The sequence below is a fragment of the Paenibacillus sp. FSL K6-1230 genome, from assembly GCF_038002385.1.
Taxonomy (GTDB): domain Bacteria; phylum Bacillota; class Bacilli; order Paenibacillales; family Paenibacillaceae; genus Paenibacillus; species Paenibacillus massiliensis.
This window is the reverse complement of sequence record NZ_JBBOCK010000001.1, coordinates 1,579,067-1,597,349: the sequence shown is the minus strand read 5'-3', so window position 1 is coordinate 1,597,349 and position 18,283 is coordinate 1,579,067. Positions and strand designations below refer to the sequence as shown.

General features: G+C 50.6%; 9 protein-coding genes, 3 rRNA genes and 1 pseudogene. 3 read left to right on the top strand and 10 right to left on the bottom strand.

Features of this window, described 5'->3' with window-relative positions; translation table 11 throughout:
- Nucleotides 1–135: 135 nt before the first annotated feature.
- The 4 genes from tnpA to MKX74_RS06960 form a co-directional block, all read right to left on the bottom strand.
- The gene (tnpA, locus tag MKX74_RS06975) at nucleotides 136–609 is read right to left on the bottom strand and encodes an IS200/IS605 family transposase (RefSeq protein ID WP_341180529.1); all 474 of its coding nucleotides are present in this window, start codon (nucleotides 607–609) and stop codon (nucleotides 136–138) included.
- A 180-nt stretch (nucleotides 610–789) separates the two neighbouring features.
- Nucleotides 790–906, bottom strand: a 5S ribosomal RNA gene (gene rrf / locus MKX74_RS06970).
- 197 nt (nucleotides 907–1,103) lie between these two features.
- Nucleotides 1,104–4,024: ribosomal RNA gene (locus tag MKX74_RS06965) — 23S ribosomal RNA — on the bottom strand.
- A gap of 292 nt (nucleotides 4,025–4,316) precedes the next feature.
- A 16S ribosomal RNA gene (locus tag MKX74_RS06960) occupies nucleotides 4,317–5,868 on the bottom strand.
- Together the 16S, 23S and 5S rRNA genes form the textbook arrangement of a ribosomal RNA operon.
- A 545-nt stretch (nucleotides 5,869–6,413) precedes the next feature.
- On the opposite strand from MKX74_RS06960, the pseudogene MKX74_RS06955 reads away from it, so the two are divergent.
- A pseudogene (locus MKX74_RS06955) lies at nucleotides 6,414–7,370 on the top strand (IS30 family transposase).
- A gap of 254 nt (nucleotides 7,371–7,624) precedes the next feature.
- Here the strand turns inward: MKX74_RS06955 and MKX74_RS06950 are convergent.
- Both MKX74_RS06950 and MKX74_RS06945 read right to left on the bottom strand, forming a co-directional pair.
- A complete protein-coding gene (locus MKX74_RS06950) occupies nucleotides 7,625–9,217 on the bottom strand; it encodes an amidohydrolase (RefSeq protein WP_341180528.1) in 1,593 nt (530 codons plus the stop codon).
- A 35-nt stretch (nucleotides 9,218–9,252) separates the two neighbouring features.
- Nucleotides 9,253–9,939 carry a 4'-phosphopantetheinyl transferase family protein gene (locus MKX74_RS06945; protein WP_341177891.1) on the bottom strand — a complete coding sequence of 229 codons (687 nt, stop codon included), beginning with the start codon at nucleotides 9,937–9,939 and terminating at the stop codon, nucleotides 9,253–9,255.
- 581 nt (nucleotides 9,940–10,520) lie between these two features.
- Here MKX74_RS06945 and yhbH point away from each other — a divergent pair.
- A complete protein-coding gene (gene yhbH / locus MKX74_RS06940) occupies nucleotides 10,521–11,660 on the top strand; it encodes a sporulation protein YhbH (RefSeq protein WP_036634260.1) in 1,140 nt (379 codons plus the stop codon).
- A 62-nt stretch (nucleotides 11,661–11,722) separates the two neighbouring features.
- Nucleotides 11,723–13,168 carry a SpoVR family protein gene (locus MKX74_RS06935; protein ID WP_341177890.1) on the top strand — a complete coding sequence of 482 codons (1,446 nt, stop codon included), beginning with the start codon at nucleotides 11,723–11,725 and terminating at the stop codon, nucleotides 13,166–13,168.
- Nucleotides 13,169–13,296: 128 nt separating this feature from the next.
- On the opposite strand, the gene MKX74_RS06930 is transcribed toward MKX74_RS06935, so the two are convergent.
- From MKX74_RS06930 to MKX74_RS06915, 4 genes are all read right to left on the bottom strand, one after another.
- Nucleotides 13,297–14,409, bottom strand: a complete 1,113-nt coding sequence (locus tag MKX74_RS06930) for a glycerol dehydrogenase (RefSeq protein ID WP_341177889.1) — start codon at nucleotides 14,407–14,409, stop codon at nucleotides 13,297–13,299.
- 212 nt (nucleotides 14,410–14,621) lie between these two features.
- On the bottom strand, nucleotides 14,622–15,833 hold the full coding sequence (locus MKX74_RS06925; protein ID WP_341177888.1) for an ABC transporter permease: 1,212 nt from the start codon (nucleotides 15,831–15,833) through the stop codon (nucleotides 14,622–14,624).
- Nucleotides 15,830–16,552: an ABC transporter ATP-binding protein gene (locus MKX74_RS06920; protein ID WP_341177887.1), complete on the bottom strand. Its 723-nt coding sequence runs from the start codon at nucleotides 16,550–16,552 to the stop codon at nucleotides 15,830–15,832. Before MKX74_RS06920 ends, MKX74_RS06925 begins: the two co-directional genes overlap by 4 nt.
- Before the next feature lie 2 nt (nucleotides 16,553–16,554).
- Nucleotides 16,555–18,234 carry an efflux RND transporter periplasmic adaptor subunit gene (locus MKX74_RS06915; RefSeq protein ID WP_341177886.1) on the bottom strand — a complete coding sequence of 560 codons (1,680 nt, stop codon included), beginning with the start codon at nucleotides 18,232–18,234 and terminating at the stop codon, nucleotides 16,555–16,557.
- Between the last annotated feature and the right edge of the window lie 49 nt (nucleotides 18,235–18,283).

The following is an 18,283-nucleotide window of genomic DNA, read 5'->3' as shown; positions in this document are numbered from 1 at the left end:
CCACCCGTCCAACGGGTGGTTTGCTCTTGGGGTATAACCCCCTGTTGCCAAACTGCGCCTAAAGACGCTAGCCTGACAGCAAATCTGTTCAGGCTCAGTGTTATTTGTCACTTTCACTTACCAGTTAAACTGGTTTTATTTCTTTTTGCTCCTATTACTGCCAAATGGATCTTCGTATTCTTTTACACTCAGCTTATCTACCGCTTGATCATGTGCTTCTTGCTCACGAATATACTTTCTTACGGTTGCTTCATTTAGGCCCACTGTACTCACATAGTACCCCTCGGCCCAAAATTTTCGATTTCCGTACTTATACTTCAACTGGGCATGTTTTTCAAATATCATGAGCGAACTTTTTCCCTTTAGATATCCCATGAACGTTGAGACTGCAATTTTCGGCGGAATCGCTACCAACATGTGGACATGATCGGGCATCATGTGACCCTCTATAATCTCTACTCCTTTGTACTTACACAAACGTTTGAAGATTTCGATTAAATCTCTTCTCACTTGATTATAGATTTCTTTCCGTCTATACTTCGGGGTGAACACAATATGGTATTTGCACATCCACTTTGTGTGAGCTAGGCTGTAGCTCTTGGTTGCCATTGATGACCATTCCTCTCTTTTGAGCCTGAACATCTCAATTTTATTGGAATGGTCATGGTGGTCAAACCCTCAATCCCTCCACCCGCATAGCGGGTGGTTTTTTGTTTCGCGCGCTTCACGCACTCAACTGGCTAAAGCCATAATAAAAAACCACCACCGAAAATCGGTAGTGGTTTTTGTGCTTGGCGGCGTCCTACTCTCCCAGGACCCTTCGGTCCAAGTACCATCGGCGCTGGAGGGCTTAACGGTCGTGTTCGGGATGGGTACGTGTGGAACCCCTCCGCTATCGCCACCAAACGGGCATTTGATTCACAAATGCTTATGCCTGCTTTGGAGTACTGCACTTTTATGCGTATTCCTTCACAGTATTCTTTCAGGTTACTGCATCGCCAAATGTAGCCTGTACTTCACGTAAGATCACGTCTACTTGAAACGTTATCCACATGAATTACACCCTGAAAACTGGAACCGAAACGAATCATTGCATTCTACTTTAGGATAAGCCCTCGACCGATTAGTACTGGTCAGCTCCATGCATTACTGCACTTCCACCCCCAGCCTATCTACCTCGTCGTCTTCAAGGGGTCTTACATACTGGGAAATCTCATCTTGAGGGGGCTTCACGCTTAGATGCTTTCAGCGCTTATCCCGTCCGTACATAGCTACCCAGCGGTGCTCCTGGCGGAACAACTGGTACACCAGCGGTACGTCCATCCCGGTCCTCTCGTACTAAGGACAGCTCCTCTCAAATTTCCTACGCCCACGACAGATAGGGACCGAACTGTCTCACGACGTTCTGAACCCAGCTCGCGTACCGCTTTAATGGGCGAACAGCCCAACCCTTGGGACCTACTTCAGCCCCAGGATGCGATGAGCCGACATCGAGGTGCCAAACCTCCCCGTCGATGTGGACTCTTGGGGGAGATAAGCCTGTTATCCCCAGGGTAGCTTTTATCCGTTGAGCGATGGCCCTTCCATGCGGTACCACCGGATCACTAAGCCCGACTTTCGTCCCTGCTCGACTTGTAGGTCTCGCAGTCAAGCTCCCTTCTGCCTTTGCACTCTTCGAATGATTTCCAACCATTCTGAGGGAACCTTGGGGCGCCTCCGTTACTCTTTAGGAGGCGACCGCCCCAGTCAAACTGCCCACCTGACACTGTCCCCGCACCGGATTACGGTACCAGGTTAGAACCTAGATACGATCAGGGTGGTATCCCAAGGACGCCTCCACAGAAGCTTGCGCTCCTGCTTCAACGGCTCCCACCTATCCTGTACAGATCGTACCCAAATTCAATATCAAGCTGCAGTAAAGCTCCATGGGGTCTTTCCGTCTTGTCGCGGGTAACCTGCATCTTCACAGGTATTAAAATTTCACCGGATCTCTCGTTGAGACAGCGCCCAAGTCGTTACGCCATTCGTGCGGGTCAGAATTTACCTGACAAGGAATTTCGCTACCTTAGGACCGTTATAGTTACGGCCGCCGTTTACTGGGGCTTCGGTTCATAGCTTCGCCTTGCGGCTAACCACTCCCCTTAACCTTCCAGCACCGGGCAGGCGTCAGCCCGTATACTTCGCCTTGCGGCTTCGCACAGACCTGTGTTTTTGCTAAACAGTCGCTTGGGCCTTTTCACTGCGGCCCCCTCGGGCTATTCACCCTACCGAGGCACCCCTTCTCCCGAAGTTACGGGGTCATTTTGCCGAGTTCCTTAACGAGTTCTTCCGCGCGCCTTAGAATTCTCTTCTCGCCTACCTGTGTCGGTTTGCGGTACGGGCACCTTCACCTGACTAGAGGCTTTTCTTGGCAGTGTGAGATCATGACCTTCGCTACTGTAATTTTCACTCCCCATCACAGCCCAGCCTTACGATATGCGGATTTGCCTACACATCAGCCTCACTGCTTGGACGGACATCCATCAGTCCGCGTCACTACCCTCCTGCGTCCCCCCATCGTTCATAACGGTTTACGGTGGTACAGGAATTTCGACCTGTTGTCCTTCGACTACGCCTTTCGGCCTCGCCTTAGGTCCCGACTTACCCTGAGCGGACGAGCCTTCCTCAGGAACCCTTAGGCTTTCGGCGGATCAGATTCTCACTGATCTTTTCGTTACTCATACCGGCATTCTCACTTGTATGCTGTCCAGCGCTCCTTACGGTACACCTTCAACCTGCATACAACGCTCCCCTACCCCTGATGCAAGCATCAAGCCATAGCTTCGGTGGTGTGTTTAGCCCCGTTACATTTTCGGCGCAGAGTCACTCGACCAGTGAGCTATTACGCACTCTTTCAATGGTGGCTGCTTCTAAGCCAACATCCTGGTTGTCTGTGCAACTCCACATCCTTTCCCACTTAACACACACTTGGGGACCTTAGCTGATGGTCTGGGCTGTTTCCCTTTTGACAATGGATCTTAGCACTCACTGTCTGACTCCCGGAACTAAGTCTATGGCATTCGGAGTTTGACTGAGCTTGGTAACCCTTGCGGGCCCCGCACCCAATCAGTGCTCTACCTCCACGACTCTCTTTTCCGAGGCTAGCCCTAAAGCTATTTCGGGGAGAACCAGCTATCTCCGGGTTCGATTGGAATTTCTCCGCTACCCCCACCTCATCCCCGCACTTTTCAACGTGCGTGGGTTCGGGCCTCCAGTGCGTGTTACCGCACCTTCACCCTGGACAGGGGTAGATCACCCGGTTTCGGGTCTACGTCCACGTACTATAGTCGCCCTATTCAGACTCGCTTTCGCTGCGGCTCCGGCTCTTCACCTTAACCTTGCACGGGAACGTAACTCGCCGGTTCATTCTACAAAAGGCACGCCATCACCCATAGATCGGGCTCTGACTTCTTGTAAGCACACGGTTTCAGGTTCTATTTCACTCCCCTTCCGGGGTGCTTTTCACCTTTCCCTCACGGTACTGCTTCACTATCGGTCGCCAGGGAGTATTTAGCCTTGGCAGATGGTCCTGCCGGATTCATACGGGGTTTCACGTGCCCCGCACTACTCGGGATCCGTCTCGGAGGGTGCACCATTTCGATTACAGGGCTTTTACCTCTATCGCGGGCCTTTCCAGACCTCTTCATCTAGGGTACACCTTTGTAACTCCGTGTGAGACGTCCCACAACCCCAGGAAGCAAGCTTCCTGGTTTGGGCTAATCCGCGTTCGCTCGCCGCTACTGACGGAATCACTATTGTTTTCTCTTCCTCAGGGTACTTAGATGTTTCAGTTCCCCTGGTCTGCCTCTCCTTTGGCTATGTATTCACCAAAGAGTGACTACCTGTTACAGTAGCCGGGTTTCCCCATTCGGACATCCCCGGATCGAAGCTTGCTTACAGCTCCCCGAGGCATTTCGTCGTTCGCCACGTCCTTCGTCGGCTCCTGGCGCCTAGGCATCCTCCGTGTGCTCTTATTAGCTTAACCATGATTTTTGCCACAGGCAAAAGATCAAACCGCTAATAACTTTCACTTGCTTACACAAGTTCAGCTAAAAGATGTTCTAAAACGCAATGTTTCGTTTCGGTATCCAGTTTTCAAGGTGCAATGCTGTTGTGAAACAACAGCCCCTGTGTGAAATTCGGTCCATTTCGCTTGAGCGGATGAATTTCATACAGATGAGTTTGAGAGTTGAACTCTCAAAACTGAGCAACGAGTGAGCAACAGGCCGAAACCTGCCTATTTGAATGCTTCCATCGCAGGAAGCGATTCTCCATAGAAAGGAGGTGATCCAGCCGCACCTTCCGATACGGCTACCTTGTTACGACTTCACCCCAATCATCTACCCCACCTTCGGCGGCTGGCTCCTTGCGGTTACCCCACCGACTTCGGGTGTTGTAAACTCTCGTGGTGTGACGGGCGGTGTGTACAAGACCCGGGAACGTATTCACCGCGGCATGCTGATCCGCGATTACTAGCAATTCCGACTTCATGCAGGCGAGTTGCAGCCTGCAATCCGAACTGAGACTGGCTTTTTAGGATTGGCTCCACCTCGCGGCTTCGCTTCCCGTTGTACCAGCCATTGTAGTACGTGTGTAGCCCAGGTCATAAGGGGCATGATGATTTGACGTCATCCCCACCTTCCTCCGGTTTGTCACCGGCAGTCACCCTAGAGTGCCCACCCGAGGTGCTGGCAACTAAGGTCAAGGGTTGCGCTCGTTGCGGGACTTAACCCAACATCTCACGACACGAGCTGACGACAACCATGCACCACCTGTCTTGAGTGTCCCGAAGGAAAGGACCATCTCTGATCCGGTCATTCAGATGTCAAGACCTGGTAAGGTTCTTCGCGTTGCTTCGAATTAAACCACATACTCCACTGCTTGTGCGGGTCCCCGTCAATTCCTTTGAGTTTCAGTCTTGCGACCGTACTCCCCAGGCGGAGTGCTTAATGTGTTAACTTCGGCACCAAGGGTATCGAAACCCCTAACACCTAGCACTCATCGTTTACGGCGTGGACTACCAGGGTATCTAATCCTGTTTGCTCCCCACGCTTTCGCGCCTCAGCGTCAGTTACAGCCCAGAGAGTCGCCTTCGCCACTGGTGTTCCTCCACATCTCTACGCATTTCACCGCTACACGTGGAATTCCACTCTCCTCTTCTGCACTCAAGTCATCCAGTTTCCCGTGCGATCCGGGGTTGAGCCCCGGGCTTAAACACCAGACTTAAATGACCGCCTGCGCGCGCTTTACGCCCAATAATTCCGGACAACGCTTGCCCCCTACGTATTACCGCGGCTGCTGGCACGTAGTTAGCCGGGGCTTTCTTCTCAAGTACCGTCACTCCTTAAGCAGTTACTCTTAAGGACGTTCTTCCTTGGCAACAGAGCTTTACGATCCGAAAACCTTCATCACTCACGCGGCGTTGCTCCGTCAGGCTTTCGCCCATTGCGGAAGATTCCCTACTGCTGCCTCCCGTAGGAGTCTGGGCCGTGTCTCAGTCCCAGTGTGGCCGATCACCCTCTCAGGTCGGCTACGCATCGTCGCCTTGGGGAGCCGTTACCTCTCCAACTAGCTAATGCGCCGCAGGCCCATCCTCCGGTGACAGATTGCTCCGTCTTTCCTCACTCCTCCATGCGAAGAAGTGAATTATCTGGTATTAGCTACCGTTTCCGGTAGTTATCCCAGTCCAAAGGGCAGGTTGCCTACGTGTTACTCACCCGTCCGCCGCTAACCATCAGGAGAGCAAGCTCTCCATCAAGTCCGCTCGACTTGCATGTATTAGGCACGCCGCCAGCGTTCGTCCTGAGCCAGGATCAAACTCTCCAATAAAGTTATTGAAAAGAGCGATAGCTCATTTTGAATCTGACGAGATTCATATCTCATTGTTTGAATCTCACTTGCGTGAAATTCGCTCACTCGTTGTTCAGTTTTCAAAGATCAACTTCGTTTCCTTTACCAAGCAACTCTCGCTCAGCAACTTTTATATCTTATCATATCCCTACCAAGTTTGCAAGCAATAATTTAGTTTATTTTAAATGTCCTCATTCAAACTAAACTCTACTTTACCGCCCTGATTTCTCAGTGATTTCTTGGCCGGAAATAGAATATACCATGTCCATCAGTATAGTGCAACCTTTTTTTAAAAAATACATTTTTCTAACAACCACCTTAATTGAAGAGATGCATGAAGCCCCCCCATAGCAGCGGTCTTTATAATCGCTTCCCCCCCCCCCCCAGTTCTTTAGATTATTTTATAGTGACGGATTGTAATATGAAGTGCGACACCTACTGGAAATAAATATACCAAAGAGCCCATGGCCGGATTCGTGTAGAATGAAGGTTCCTACACCACATTCACACAAGGAGAATCCACCATGAGCTACACACATCTTAGCATAATCGAGCGAAGCAAGCTAGAAATCCTCCACCAGCAGGGGAAAAGTACCAGAGCGATTGCCAAGGAACTTGGCAGACATCATGCCACCATTGGCCGTGAACTCCGCCGAAATGCAGCAGAACACCCGTACTGCGCGGAGAACTTGCAAGAGGGCTATGTCCAGCGCCGTAAGGCGTCAGTTTCCGGAGGTAAGTGGAATCTAGAACTGGCGAGTCGCATCGAAGAAAAGCTTCAGGCGACCTGGTCTCCGGAGCAAACCGTAGAGCGATTGCGTCAGGAGGGTTAAGCGATGGTATGTTTTAAAACGATCTATCGCTGGCTGTATACAGGCCGTTTGGTAAAAGGCGTGCTTACGGTTTTACGGCACAAAGGTAAACGGCAGAGACCTGCAGAGACACGCGGCAAGTTCGCTGTGGGTAAGGCCATCTCTCAGCGTCCGAAAGTGGTTCGTTCCCGGGAGACCTTCGGCCATTGGGAGCTCGATACAGTCGTCTCAGGCCGTGGGAAAAGCAAGGGCTGCTTGGCCACGTTTATCGAACGCAAAACCCGCTTGTACACCGCCATTCGGATGCCAGACCGTACCGCGTTGTCCATGGAGATTGCCTTTGGTGTAGCGGCCTCACAGTATCCTACCCATGCATTTCAAACCGCTACCGCAGACCGTGGCAAGGAGTTTGCCTGTTACGCCAGCTTGGAAGCTACTCATGGCGTACAGGTGTATTTCGCAGATCCGTATTCCTCCTGGCAACGCGGCTCGAATGAGAATGCCAACGGCCTCTTGCGAGAGTTTTTCCCCAAGGGGACCGATTTCGCGCAAATCACGGATGAAGCTCTGGAAAACGCTCTGCACTTGATCAACCAAAGACCACGTAAATGTCTGGACTGGAGGACCGCTCACGAATCCTTTTCAGAGGAACTGTCGCACTTGGCTTGACAATCCGTCTAGTATAAAAGAATCCTGTAATATTAGCTTTCTTACAGAAGGTGTGGAAGCAGTACTTCCTTGGACCCGTCCCGTACTCTCCGTTTATGTGCATATCGACTGCGGCATATATAAAGCTACTATTCAGCATCTACAGCAGGTAGTAGCTCTTAAGGTAGCATCGCAGATAAGCGATACCCCTGATAGGAAATCATCCACACCTCCTATCAGAGCATCTTCAAAGTTCTTTTCGACCCCAGAGCCCCTCAAGCTTGATAGGCCATTACCCCATTCACAATTGTCATCTGCACTCGGGCCTTCAATAGATCATCTGGAGCATCCTGCATAAGCTCTCTGTCCAGTACTGTAAAGTCCGCCCGATAGCCTTGCTGGATGATCCCTCGCTCTTCTGCCTCTCCAGCAGCTACTGCCCCTCCCTTGCTGAACAGTAATAGCGCCTCTGATCGAGATAGCTTTTCTTCAGTGATGTAGCCCTCGTGTGACTCTTCAGGCTTACGCCGAGTGACTGCAGCATGTAATCCAAGCAAGGGATCCAAGGGCTCTATAGGTGCATCACTGCCACCTGCACAAGGAATCCCGGCCTGCATAAGCTTTCGCCATGCGTACAAGAATTCCGTTCTGTGCGGCCCCACTCGCTCCAGCACCCACGGGAAATCACTAACAACAAAACGCGGCTGTATATCCACAATGAGATGTAACTGCGACATCCGCTCCACCAGCCCACGATCGAGCACCTGTGCATGAATAAATCGATCAGGCAGCATCGAAGTTGCTGGTAGGCGGTGCTTCTCCAGAGCCGTAAGCAATAGATCCGCCGCACCATCGCCAATGGCATGCGCCGCAATCGGAAAGCCTGCCTGCCTTGCCGCAGCCACAAGCTTTTCTAAGCCATCCAGCGAATGAATTGCCATCCCCATCGTCTGATCGTCATCATAATATGGCTCACGCAACAGGGCCGTCCTGCCTCCAATGGCACCATCCACGAAGAGCTTCACACTGCCCATCTTCAGCCATTCATCTCCTGAACCCCCATGCAACCCCAATCCAACAGCCTCTTCAAGGAATGGATGGTACAGCAAATGATGAGTACGAAGGGCAATCCCCTCCTCAAGCATCTCTCTATGGATGCGCAGCATCGTTTCTACACTGCCATGCAGCCGCAAATCCTCTGTATGTACACCTGTTAGTCCCAATCTCAGCGCATCCTGGGATGCTTGACGTATCATCTGCTTTTTACTCTCATAATCGGGCTCTGGCTGGACTTTCTGGAATAGAAAGCTCGCTTCCTCATACACCCAACCATTCAGCTCTCCATACTCATCCCTGCCAAATGAACCCGACGCAGGATCAGGTGTATCCTTGTGAATCCCTGCCCGACGAAATGCCTCCGTATTCGCGAGAAAAGCATGAAAGCAGGTTCTAGTCAAAAAGACCGGATGTGTGCTAGTAATCTCGTCCAACTCTGAGATATGTGGGGCCATACGATCCGGGAAGGCATTCTCATTCCAGTTCAGGCCCAGAATCCATTCTCCAGAACTCGTCGTCTCCGCCTTACGGCGGAGCATGTCGAGCATCTCCCGTCTGGAGGATGCGGCGCTGAAATCGAGCATGGACAGCTTCATCCCGTGCATGGACAAGTGCATATGCGAATCAACAAGTCCTGGGAACACATGCCCTCCCTGCCAATCAACGATCTCATAGTGTTGGCCACTAAGCTGAAGCTTCAGCTCCTTTTGCCCACCAATGGCCTCAATTTTCCCGTCCTGTACAACTATGGCCTCCAACTCATCTGTAGCACGTCCATACAAGTGACCATTTATATAGAGAGTTTTTGTCATCATATCATCCTTCTACCTTTTGAATTGGCCTGCTCCTATTGCAGCTGAATCTCCTCTACTGTCACCACATCCAGCTTGTCCGGGAATCCAGGGTGTAGCGCACTTGCTGCCAGCTTATAGCCTGCGTCTAGATCATACTGCTTGAAATGCTGATATCTTGTGGACCAGTCCTTCGTACGTAGAGCAATGCCTTGTATACCGATGTTGATATCGAAGCTAATTGAATCCAGAGGAATGCTTAAGCCCTTCCCCTCCGCCTTGACGAGACTCTCCTTCAACGTCCATATATCATAGAAATAGTCTAGCTGAGGCTTTCCTTCGAGCTCACTCCATCGCATGTACTCGTCATCTGACATAATCATGCGCGCTACTCCATCCTCCACAGGTTTTACAGCCTCCACATCAATACCGATCTCCGCAAAATCCACAGCGCATACCACCCAACGCCCTGCATGGGACACATTGTAGTACAGCCCTTCGTGACTCGATAGACTCGGTTTACCATATGCGTTGGCACCAAATTGCAAGCGATGATTAGGCACACCCAAATGGCGGCAGAGCACCCAACGTGCCAACACATCTCCCCCTAGGCTTCGCAAGGCATCTACTCGGCGATGATATCGTGCGAGTCTGTCCCTCTTGTCCCTCGACACCCACGAAGTCAGCTCATCATAACGCTGCTCCATAGCTTCATCTGTAATATCTAACGCATAGATTTCCATGAAGAGACCTCCTGCAGACTACCTAATTCCTTCGACTCCTACTATCTTCTTGTATATGAACACTACTACTGCAAATTAAACACCAGTTCAACTATTTCTTTTGCAGCAGATTCCAACACGTACATCAGTCGAATCGGGCTCGTTATACCGAATTCGCTAGCTTATTAGCTAGCGAATCAGTTAGACATTGAATCAAATCTTTATAAAAACAATTAGACGAATTAGTTAGCGGATAAATCTACCAAATATAGTATTCACAAGTATAACAGATGGGACACATTTCCCGCCATCTTCGGCATCCTGGATCATACTCCTACTGCGAATCTTCCTCTTCCTGGTGCATGTCAGCAGCTGTAGATGACTTGTGACGGAATACATTCGTCTTGTCTGCTTGTCTATTCGTCTGCGGCCAGACTGCCCGATCTCAAAATATAGCCACTAATTATTCTAAGGAGCCATCACATATCGCACTGCCGTCTGAATATACATAAGAACCAAGCATTACAATTGCATGAAGGAACGAAGTCGCTGACTTAACCCAAGCATACTACAAGGAGGTGCCTATCGTGTCGGAATCACATATGCCGTATTCATTTGTTGTATCCCGTGAAGACTGGTCACTGCATCGCAAAGGGTATCAGGATCAGCAGCGTCATCAGGAGAAGGTCAAGGATATCATCAAGCAGAATCTGCCAGATTTGATCACGGAAGAGAACATTATTATGTCCGACGGCAAGCAGATCATCAAAATCCCCGTACGCAGCCTTGATGAGTATCGCTTCGTCTATAATTTTAACAAACAAAAGCATGTAGGTCAGGGAGACGGAAAGAGTAAGGTCGGTGATACGATCGGCCGTGATCAGGCACCGAGCAAGCAGCCAGGCAAAGGAGAAAAAGCAGGGGACCAGCCAGGCCACGACATTATCGAAGCCGAGGTAAGTCTTGAGGATCTGGAGGATATGCTGTTCGATGAGATGGAGCTGCCGAATCTTCAGCAGAAGGACAAAGAACAGATCGAGGTACATTCCATAGTCTTCAATGATATACGCAAAAAAGGAATGCAGTCCAACATTGACAAAAAACGAACGATCATGGAGAACCTGCGCCGCAACGCAAGACAAGGGCAGCCAGGAATTCATCATATCAGTCCGGATGATCTGCGTTACAAGACCTGGGAGGACAAATACATCCCGCAATCCAATGCTGTGATCATTGCCATGATGGATACGTCCGGCTCCATGGGCTCCTTCGAAAAATATTGTGCAAGAAGCTTCTTCTTCTGGATGACCCGCTTCCTTCGTAGGCAATATGAGAAGGTTGAGATCGTCTTCCTCGCGCACCATACCGAGGCCAAGGAGGTCACCGAGGAAGAATTCTTCACACGCGGAGAGAGTGGTGGAACCATCTGCTCCTCTGCCTACATCAAGGCTCTTGAAATCATCGACAAGCGTTATCCCCCTGCCAGCTATAACATCTATCCCTTTCACTTCTCGGATGGAGATAATCTGACCTCTGACAACGAACGCTGCGTGAAGCTGATCGGTGAGCTCATGCAACGCAGCAACATGTTCGGCTATGGAGAGGTGAACCAATACAACCGCAGCAGTACGTTGATGTCCGCCTATCGGCACATCAAGGGAGAGCAATTCATGTACTATGTGATTAAGGAGAAGGGCGAGGTCTATCAGGCCCTGAAGTCCTTTTTCCGCCGACCGACATAAACGGATTGTCCGCACATACTCATAAAATATGAAGCAGAATACAGACCTGCGGAGGGATGGTTATGACGCAAGCGGAAATGAAGCAGCTGGAACGATCCATTGCAGAAATTACGGAGATCGCGTCTGGCTTTGGCCTTGATTTTTACCCGATGCGCTACGAAATTTGCCCTGCAGATATCATCTATACCTTTGGCGCCTACGGTATGCCTACAAGATTTAACCACTGGAGCTTCGGCAAAAATTTCCAAAAAATGAAAATGCAATACGACCTCGGTCTCAGTAAAATCTATGAGCTAGTCATCAATTCCAATCCTTGCTATGCATTTCTCCTGGAGGGCAATTCCCTAATCCAGAACAAGCTGATTGTCGCTCATGTGCTGGCCCACTGTGATTTCTTCAAAAATAACGCTCGCTTCTCGGCCTCTAACCGCAATATGGTAGAGAGCATGTCCGCCACCGCAGAACGGATTAGCAGCTATGAGCTGGAGTATGGAAAGGAGACTGTTGAAGCCTTCATTGACGCAGCTCTTGCGATCCAGGAGCATGTAGACCCTCAGCTCATTAAGCCCCGCCATCTGGATAAGCAACGTTATCTGGAGCTGAAGATGAAGGAGCAGAAGAAGCCCTTACAGGAGGCTACCTCTACGGGCCGCTATGATGATCTGTGGAATCTGGACGCCCCCGCTCAATCGCAGCACACTACGGATGACATTCAGGTACATCATTTCCCACCAGAGCCCGAGAAGGATGTCGTGTGGTTCATTCAACAATTCTCCGAAGTGCTGGACGACTGGCAACGGGATATTCTGAGTATGCTGCGTGATGAAATGTTATATTTCTGGCCACAGATGGAGACGAAGATCATGAATGAGGGCTGGGCATCGTACTGGCATCAGCGGATCATTCGCGAATTGGATCTGTCCAGTGACGAGACGGTTGAGTTCGCTATGCTGAATGCATCCGTCGTCCAACCATCCAAGCAAAGTCTGAACCCTTACTATTTAGGATTGAAGATCTTCGAGGATATCGAGCGTCGTTGGGATCAACCCACCCAGGAGGAGCAGAAGCGGCTGGGACGGCTCCCAGGCGAGGGACGTGCCAAAATCTTCGAGGTACGAGAGGTAGACTCGGATACCTCGTTCATACGCAATTACATGACCAAACAACTGACAGAGGACCTGGACCTGTATGTATTCGAAAAGCGTGGACCCGAGTGGAAGATTACCGACAAATCCTGGGAGCACATCCGTGATCAACTCGTGTACGCCCGTTTGAACGGGGGGTCTCCTTATCTGGTCGTCCATGATGCGGATTATCTGCGTACTGGAGAACTGGTGCTGAAGCATCAATATGAAGGCGTGGAGCTCGATCTGAAATATATGGAGCGTACACTCCCCTATGTCTATAAACTCTGGGGACGAACGGTCCATCTGGAGACAGTCGTTGAGGATAAGCGGGCCATGTTCTCCTTTGACGGAAAGAAGCATCATCGCAAGTTCCTGCAATAGTAGGCCCATATATACGATGTGCCATTCAACATACGATTTTCAATTACATTTACATTTCAATTATATAGCTACACAACGAGACGGTCTCCCCGGCATCATGCGGAGGACCGTCTTTTGGATATATCTATTCAGCGTCCTGTCTTCTTCTTATATGCTGTTGCATACTGATCCGCAGCAAGGATCGCATCCAGCATCCGATCGGCGTCGATCGGGAAGGGAAGATTGTGCGAGGTTTCCCCTTCCTTGGTCGCCGCTTGTGCCACTCGGTACAAGTCCTCATGTGAGGCCTTCTTCAGCTTGATATCCTCCAGAGTGACAGGCAGATCAAGCTGCAGATACAGTTCCATATATCGCTCAAGCTCCAGCAAAGGACGTTGCTCCAGTGTCAGCTGTACCAAAGTCCCGAATGCGACCTTTTGTCCATGAGTCATATGATGAATATCACCTTCAAGTACCGTAAAGCCATTATGCACCGCATGCGCGCCTGCTAGGCCACCGCTCTCGAAGCCAATTCCGCTTAGGAGCGTATTTGCTTCGACGACGGCCTCCAGAGCCGGAGTAACTACCTTCCGCTTGGCTGATTCATAGGCGAGCACACCATAATCGAAGAGCACCTCCTCACAGCGGCGGGCAATCGCTTCGGCAGCAATAGTCGGAAATCCACCTGCCATTGTTGTCTTGCGTGCTTCAATCACCGCTCTGGCCTCCACCCAGGTAGCGAGCGCATCGGCAATGCCCGAGGTAAGGAACAATGGCGGTGCTTCGGCAATCACCTTCGTATCCACCAGAATCAGGTCCGGGTTTTTCCGGTAAAATGCATAAGATTCGAACTCCCCATTATCCGAGTAAATGACAGATAAGGCACTGGTAGGTGCATCCGTCGAAGCTGCTGTAGGAACGATCACACAGAGAGCCGCCAGCTCGTCATTGACGGCTTTAGCGGTATCCAGGGTCTTCCCTCCGCCTACGCCAATAACGATATCTACTCCGCTCCCTTTTCCTTGTTCGGTAATACGTTCGATTTCATTACGGGAGGCCTCCCCCTTGAATTCCGCCCTGACCGCTGCAATTCCCTCCTGCTCCAGACTATTGACGACCCGATGACCTGCAATCTCCCATACGACCTCATCTGCAATGACGAGCGCAATGCTGCCAAGGCCCTTGACGTAATGTCCCGTCTTGTCCACGACATTTCTGCCTTGTACATATTTGCCCGGACTGATAAAAATTCGATCCGTCATCATTCACCCTCCAATTTTAGATCTCCTTCATGTATTACCCAATTCCTGACTGTTTTGTACGTAATATTTCTCACAAGGATTGATGTGCTTAGGCTATGGCTCAAGCTATGATTAGGAGTTGCTCAATCCAACTGCAAGTGTGCTATACGTTCACCAGTATACGAAAAAGCACAGTCATTCATGCAAATGAACTGTGCTTCTTGAGGATATAATCATTCATAGCGCAAGGCATCAATCGGTTTGAGCTGAGCCGCCTTCCTGGCCGGGTAGACACCGAAGACAATTCCCACCGCCATGGACGACAGGAAGGAATACAGCATCGGTTCCATAGTCAACTCAATAGATAGACCTGCGAATTTCTCCAGCAGTAGCGCCGCTCCCACTCCGATCGCTACCCCAGACAGTCCTCCAATAATACTGAGAATGACCGACTCCACGAGGAATTGGCGTAAAATATCACCACGCTTGGCCCCGATGGCCTTGCGAATACCAATTTCCCGTGTGCGCTCCGTGACCGACACGAGCATAATATTCATAATGCCGATTCCTCCGACCACCAGCGAGATAGCAGCAATACCGGACAACAGCGTCGTCATCACGCTAGTCACGCTTTCAGCCGTCTCCAGAATCTGGGACTGATTCGTAATCGAGAAGTCATTATCGTCACTGGACTTCAGCTCATGCGAGGTGCGCAAGGCCTGCGTAATCTCATTCTGTGCCTGCGTCATGACCTCAGCAGAGGTGGCTGAAGCATAGATTGTCCTGACATTCGTCATGCCAAGTCGTGCTTTGGCGGTGGAGATGGGAACGATGATTTTGTCATCATTGTTTGTCATCCCCGAACTTCCCTGGCTGGCGAGCACACCTACAATGGTGAACGGCACCCGGTTAATTTTGATGGTCTCACCAATGGGATTGGCACCCTCGGAGAAGAGATTCGTAACGATCTCACTACCGACTACAGCCACATTCTCATGGTTATTGTATTCATAATTATTGAAGAATCGTCCCGATTGCACCGATACACTCCGCACCTCAGGAAAAGCGACGCTTGTTCCCTCTACACTGGTATTATAGTTGCTTGACCCATAGATAACCTGAAAATTGGATGACGCACTGGGCACCGCATCGGATACGGTAGATAGCTCACGTATCGCTGATATATCATCTAGCGACAATGTATTGGATGAGCCAAAGCCCATATTAATTCCACCAGAGGATTGCTGACCAGGCGAGATAATCAGCAAATTGCTCCCCAGGCCGTTAATCTGCGAGGTGACACTTGAACTAGAGCCCTTACCAATGGCAACCATCGCGATGACCGCGCTGACTCCAATGATAATGCCAAGCATGGTCAGGAAGGAACGCAGCTTGTTCGACAGGATGCTGCGAACCGAGACACGCATGATCTCCATAATGTTCATAAGCATCCAGTCTCCGATCCAGCGAGAGTACGATTGTTCACGCGGTCGTCGGATACGATCTGCCCGTCGCGAAAATGAATGTTCCTCTTCGCATAGGCTGCAATTTCCGGCTCATGCGTAACGATAATCACCGTCTTGCCCTTGTCGTTCATTCGTTGGAATATCCCCATAATATCCGCAGTTGTCTTGGTGTCCAAGGCCCCTGTAGGCTCATCAGCTAGAATAATCACTGGATCATTGACGATAGCGCGAGCAATGGATACCCGCTGCTGCTGCCCCCCGGATAGCTCGTTAGGCTTGTTATGAAGCCGTTCTCCAAGACCTACGCTCTGTAGCGCTTCAACCGCCCGTGTACGACGTTCTCTAGCCGATATTCCTGCATACATCATTGGCAGCTCTACATTAGCTACTGCTGTCGTACGTGGCAGCAGGTTAAAGCTCTGAAAGACAAAACCGATCTTCTGATTGCGAATGATCGCCAGCTCATCATCATGAGCATCCAGAATGGAGTAGCCGTCCAGCAGAAAGCTACCGGAAGTCGGTTTATCGAGACAGCCAATCATGTTCATCATCGTTGATTTGCCTGAGCCAGACGGACCCATAATGGTGACGAAGTCTCCCTCCTCGATCGTCAGATTCACACCGCGCAGGGCATAGATTGCCTGCTCCGCAACCTGATAGTTCTTGATCAGATGATCAATTTGAATAACGGGCTTCATACTCATCGACCTCCCGGAGGGCCACCAGGGCCGCCACCAAAGCTGCCGCCACCCATGATGCTCTGCTGTGAGCGGGACGATGACGATGTGGATGAGGAGGAGGAAATCTCCGTCTGGGTCGGGATAGTAATTGTATCGTTCTCCTCCAGGCCAGAGGTAATCTCAACACGATCAGCTGTGTAGAGACCGATCTCTACTGGCTGGAATTGCACCCCACCTGCAGCATTTTGCCGATTAGTCTGAACACCACCGTTTGACTTATTTACATTGTTACCAGCAGTATTGTTGTTTTCAGATGGTGTCGTAGCAGCCGGAGACTCTGTGCTGGACTGATTATCCGCACTGCCACCAGACGAGTTACTGGAAGGGTTATTATTCGATGTGCTTGAGCCAGTGCCCGCAAGCTTCATCACACCGTCTTGATCGCCTCTTGTGATAAGAGCTGTCGAAGGAATGTACAGCACATTGCTATGTGTGCCCAAATCCAGCGTGACATCCATCGACATGCCTGTCTTCAGTAGCCCATTCGTATTCGAGATGGACATCTTCACCTCATAGGTTGTAACACCCGAATCCGTCGTCGCTTCCGGCGCGATTGAGGTCACCTTGCCTTCAAAGCTCTCGTTCGGATAAGTATCAGACTTGAAGGTAGCCGATTGCCCGACCTCTACACTCCCGATATCACTTTCACTAACAGCGGCGCTGACACTCAACTCCTCGCTGTTCGAGTCATTCATTACGATAAATGGCGTAGTTGGGCTAGTACCTACATCCCCATTCACCTGCAAAATAATCCCGTCCCACGGAGCGGTCAACACCAGCTTCTCAAGGTCTGCCTGCTTTTGCTCTACCTGAGTCTGAGCTTGCTGCACAGATGCCCTAGCTGACACTAGACTCGCTGCCTTAGGAGGCTCCAGGGTAGCATTAAGCTGTGCCACAGAGGACTGGTAGGAGATTTCAGCCTCCTTGATTGCCTTGTCTACCGATTTCTGCTTATTACTTAGCTCTAACTGGGCATTGTCATACTCCTCCTGAGCACTGTCCAGCGAATCCTTTGCTTGATTAAGCTCAGACTCGGCAATGGCATTCGCTTCATATAGGTACGCCTGATCCTCGTACTCCTGCTTAGCGGAATCCAGCTTCTTTTTGGCAGAATCTACGGTTCGCTGGGCCGTCTCTACATCGGTTGCGGTACGAGCAGACTCCAGCGTCAGCTCCGCTTTACTAACATTCGCACGCTGCACGGCAATCTCGCTCTCCGAGGCAGTCTCCCGCGCTTGCTCCAGTTGAGCCTGGGCCACCTCCAGACTGGCCTGTGACTCCTTCAGTTGTACCAGCCCATCTGATTGGTCCAGCGTCGCCAGTACCTGACCTTTCTTGACCACGTCGCCAACCTTGACATTCACAGCCGTCAGCTTGGTATCGTCAGAGGATGTAAAGTTCAGATTGACCTCCTTGGTAGCCTCCACGGTCCCCGACAGCTCCAGTGTCTTCGTCACATCACCACGCGCTACTTGCACAGTCTGAGCTGTTGGCACGAATGAGGGCGTGCTTTGCATATTGAAATACAGATAGCCACCTGCTCCCAACGCCACGGCCAGTATTCCAACCGTCCACATTAATCTTTTGCGACGCTTCTTTCTTAATGCGCCTAACGGATTTGTTATTGATGCTTCACCCATATATGTAACCTCCAATTGTCTTGATGGAACCCAATTAACTAATCAATCC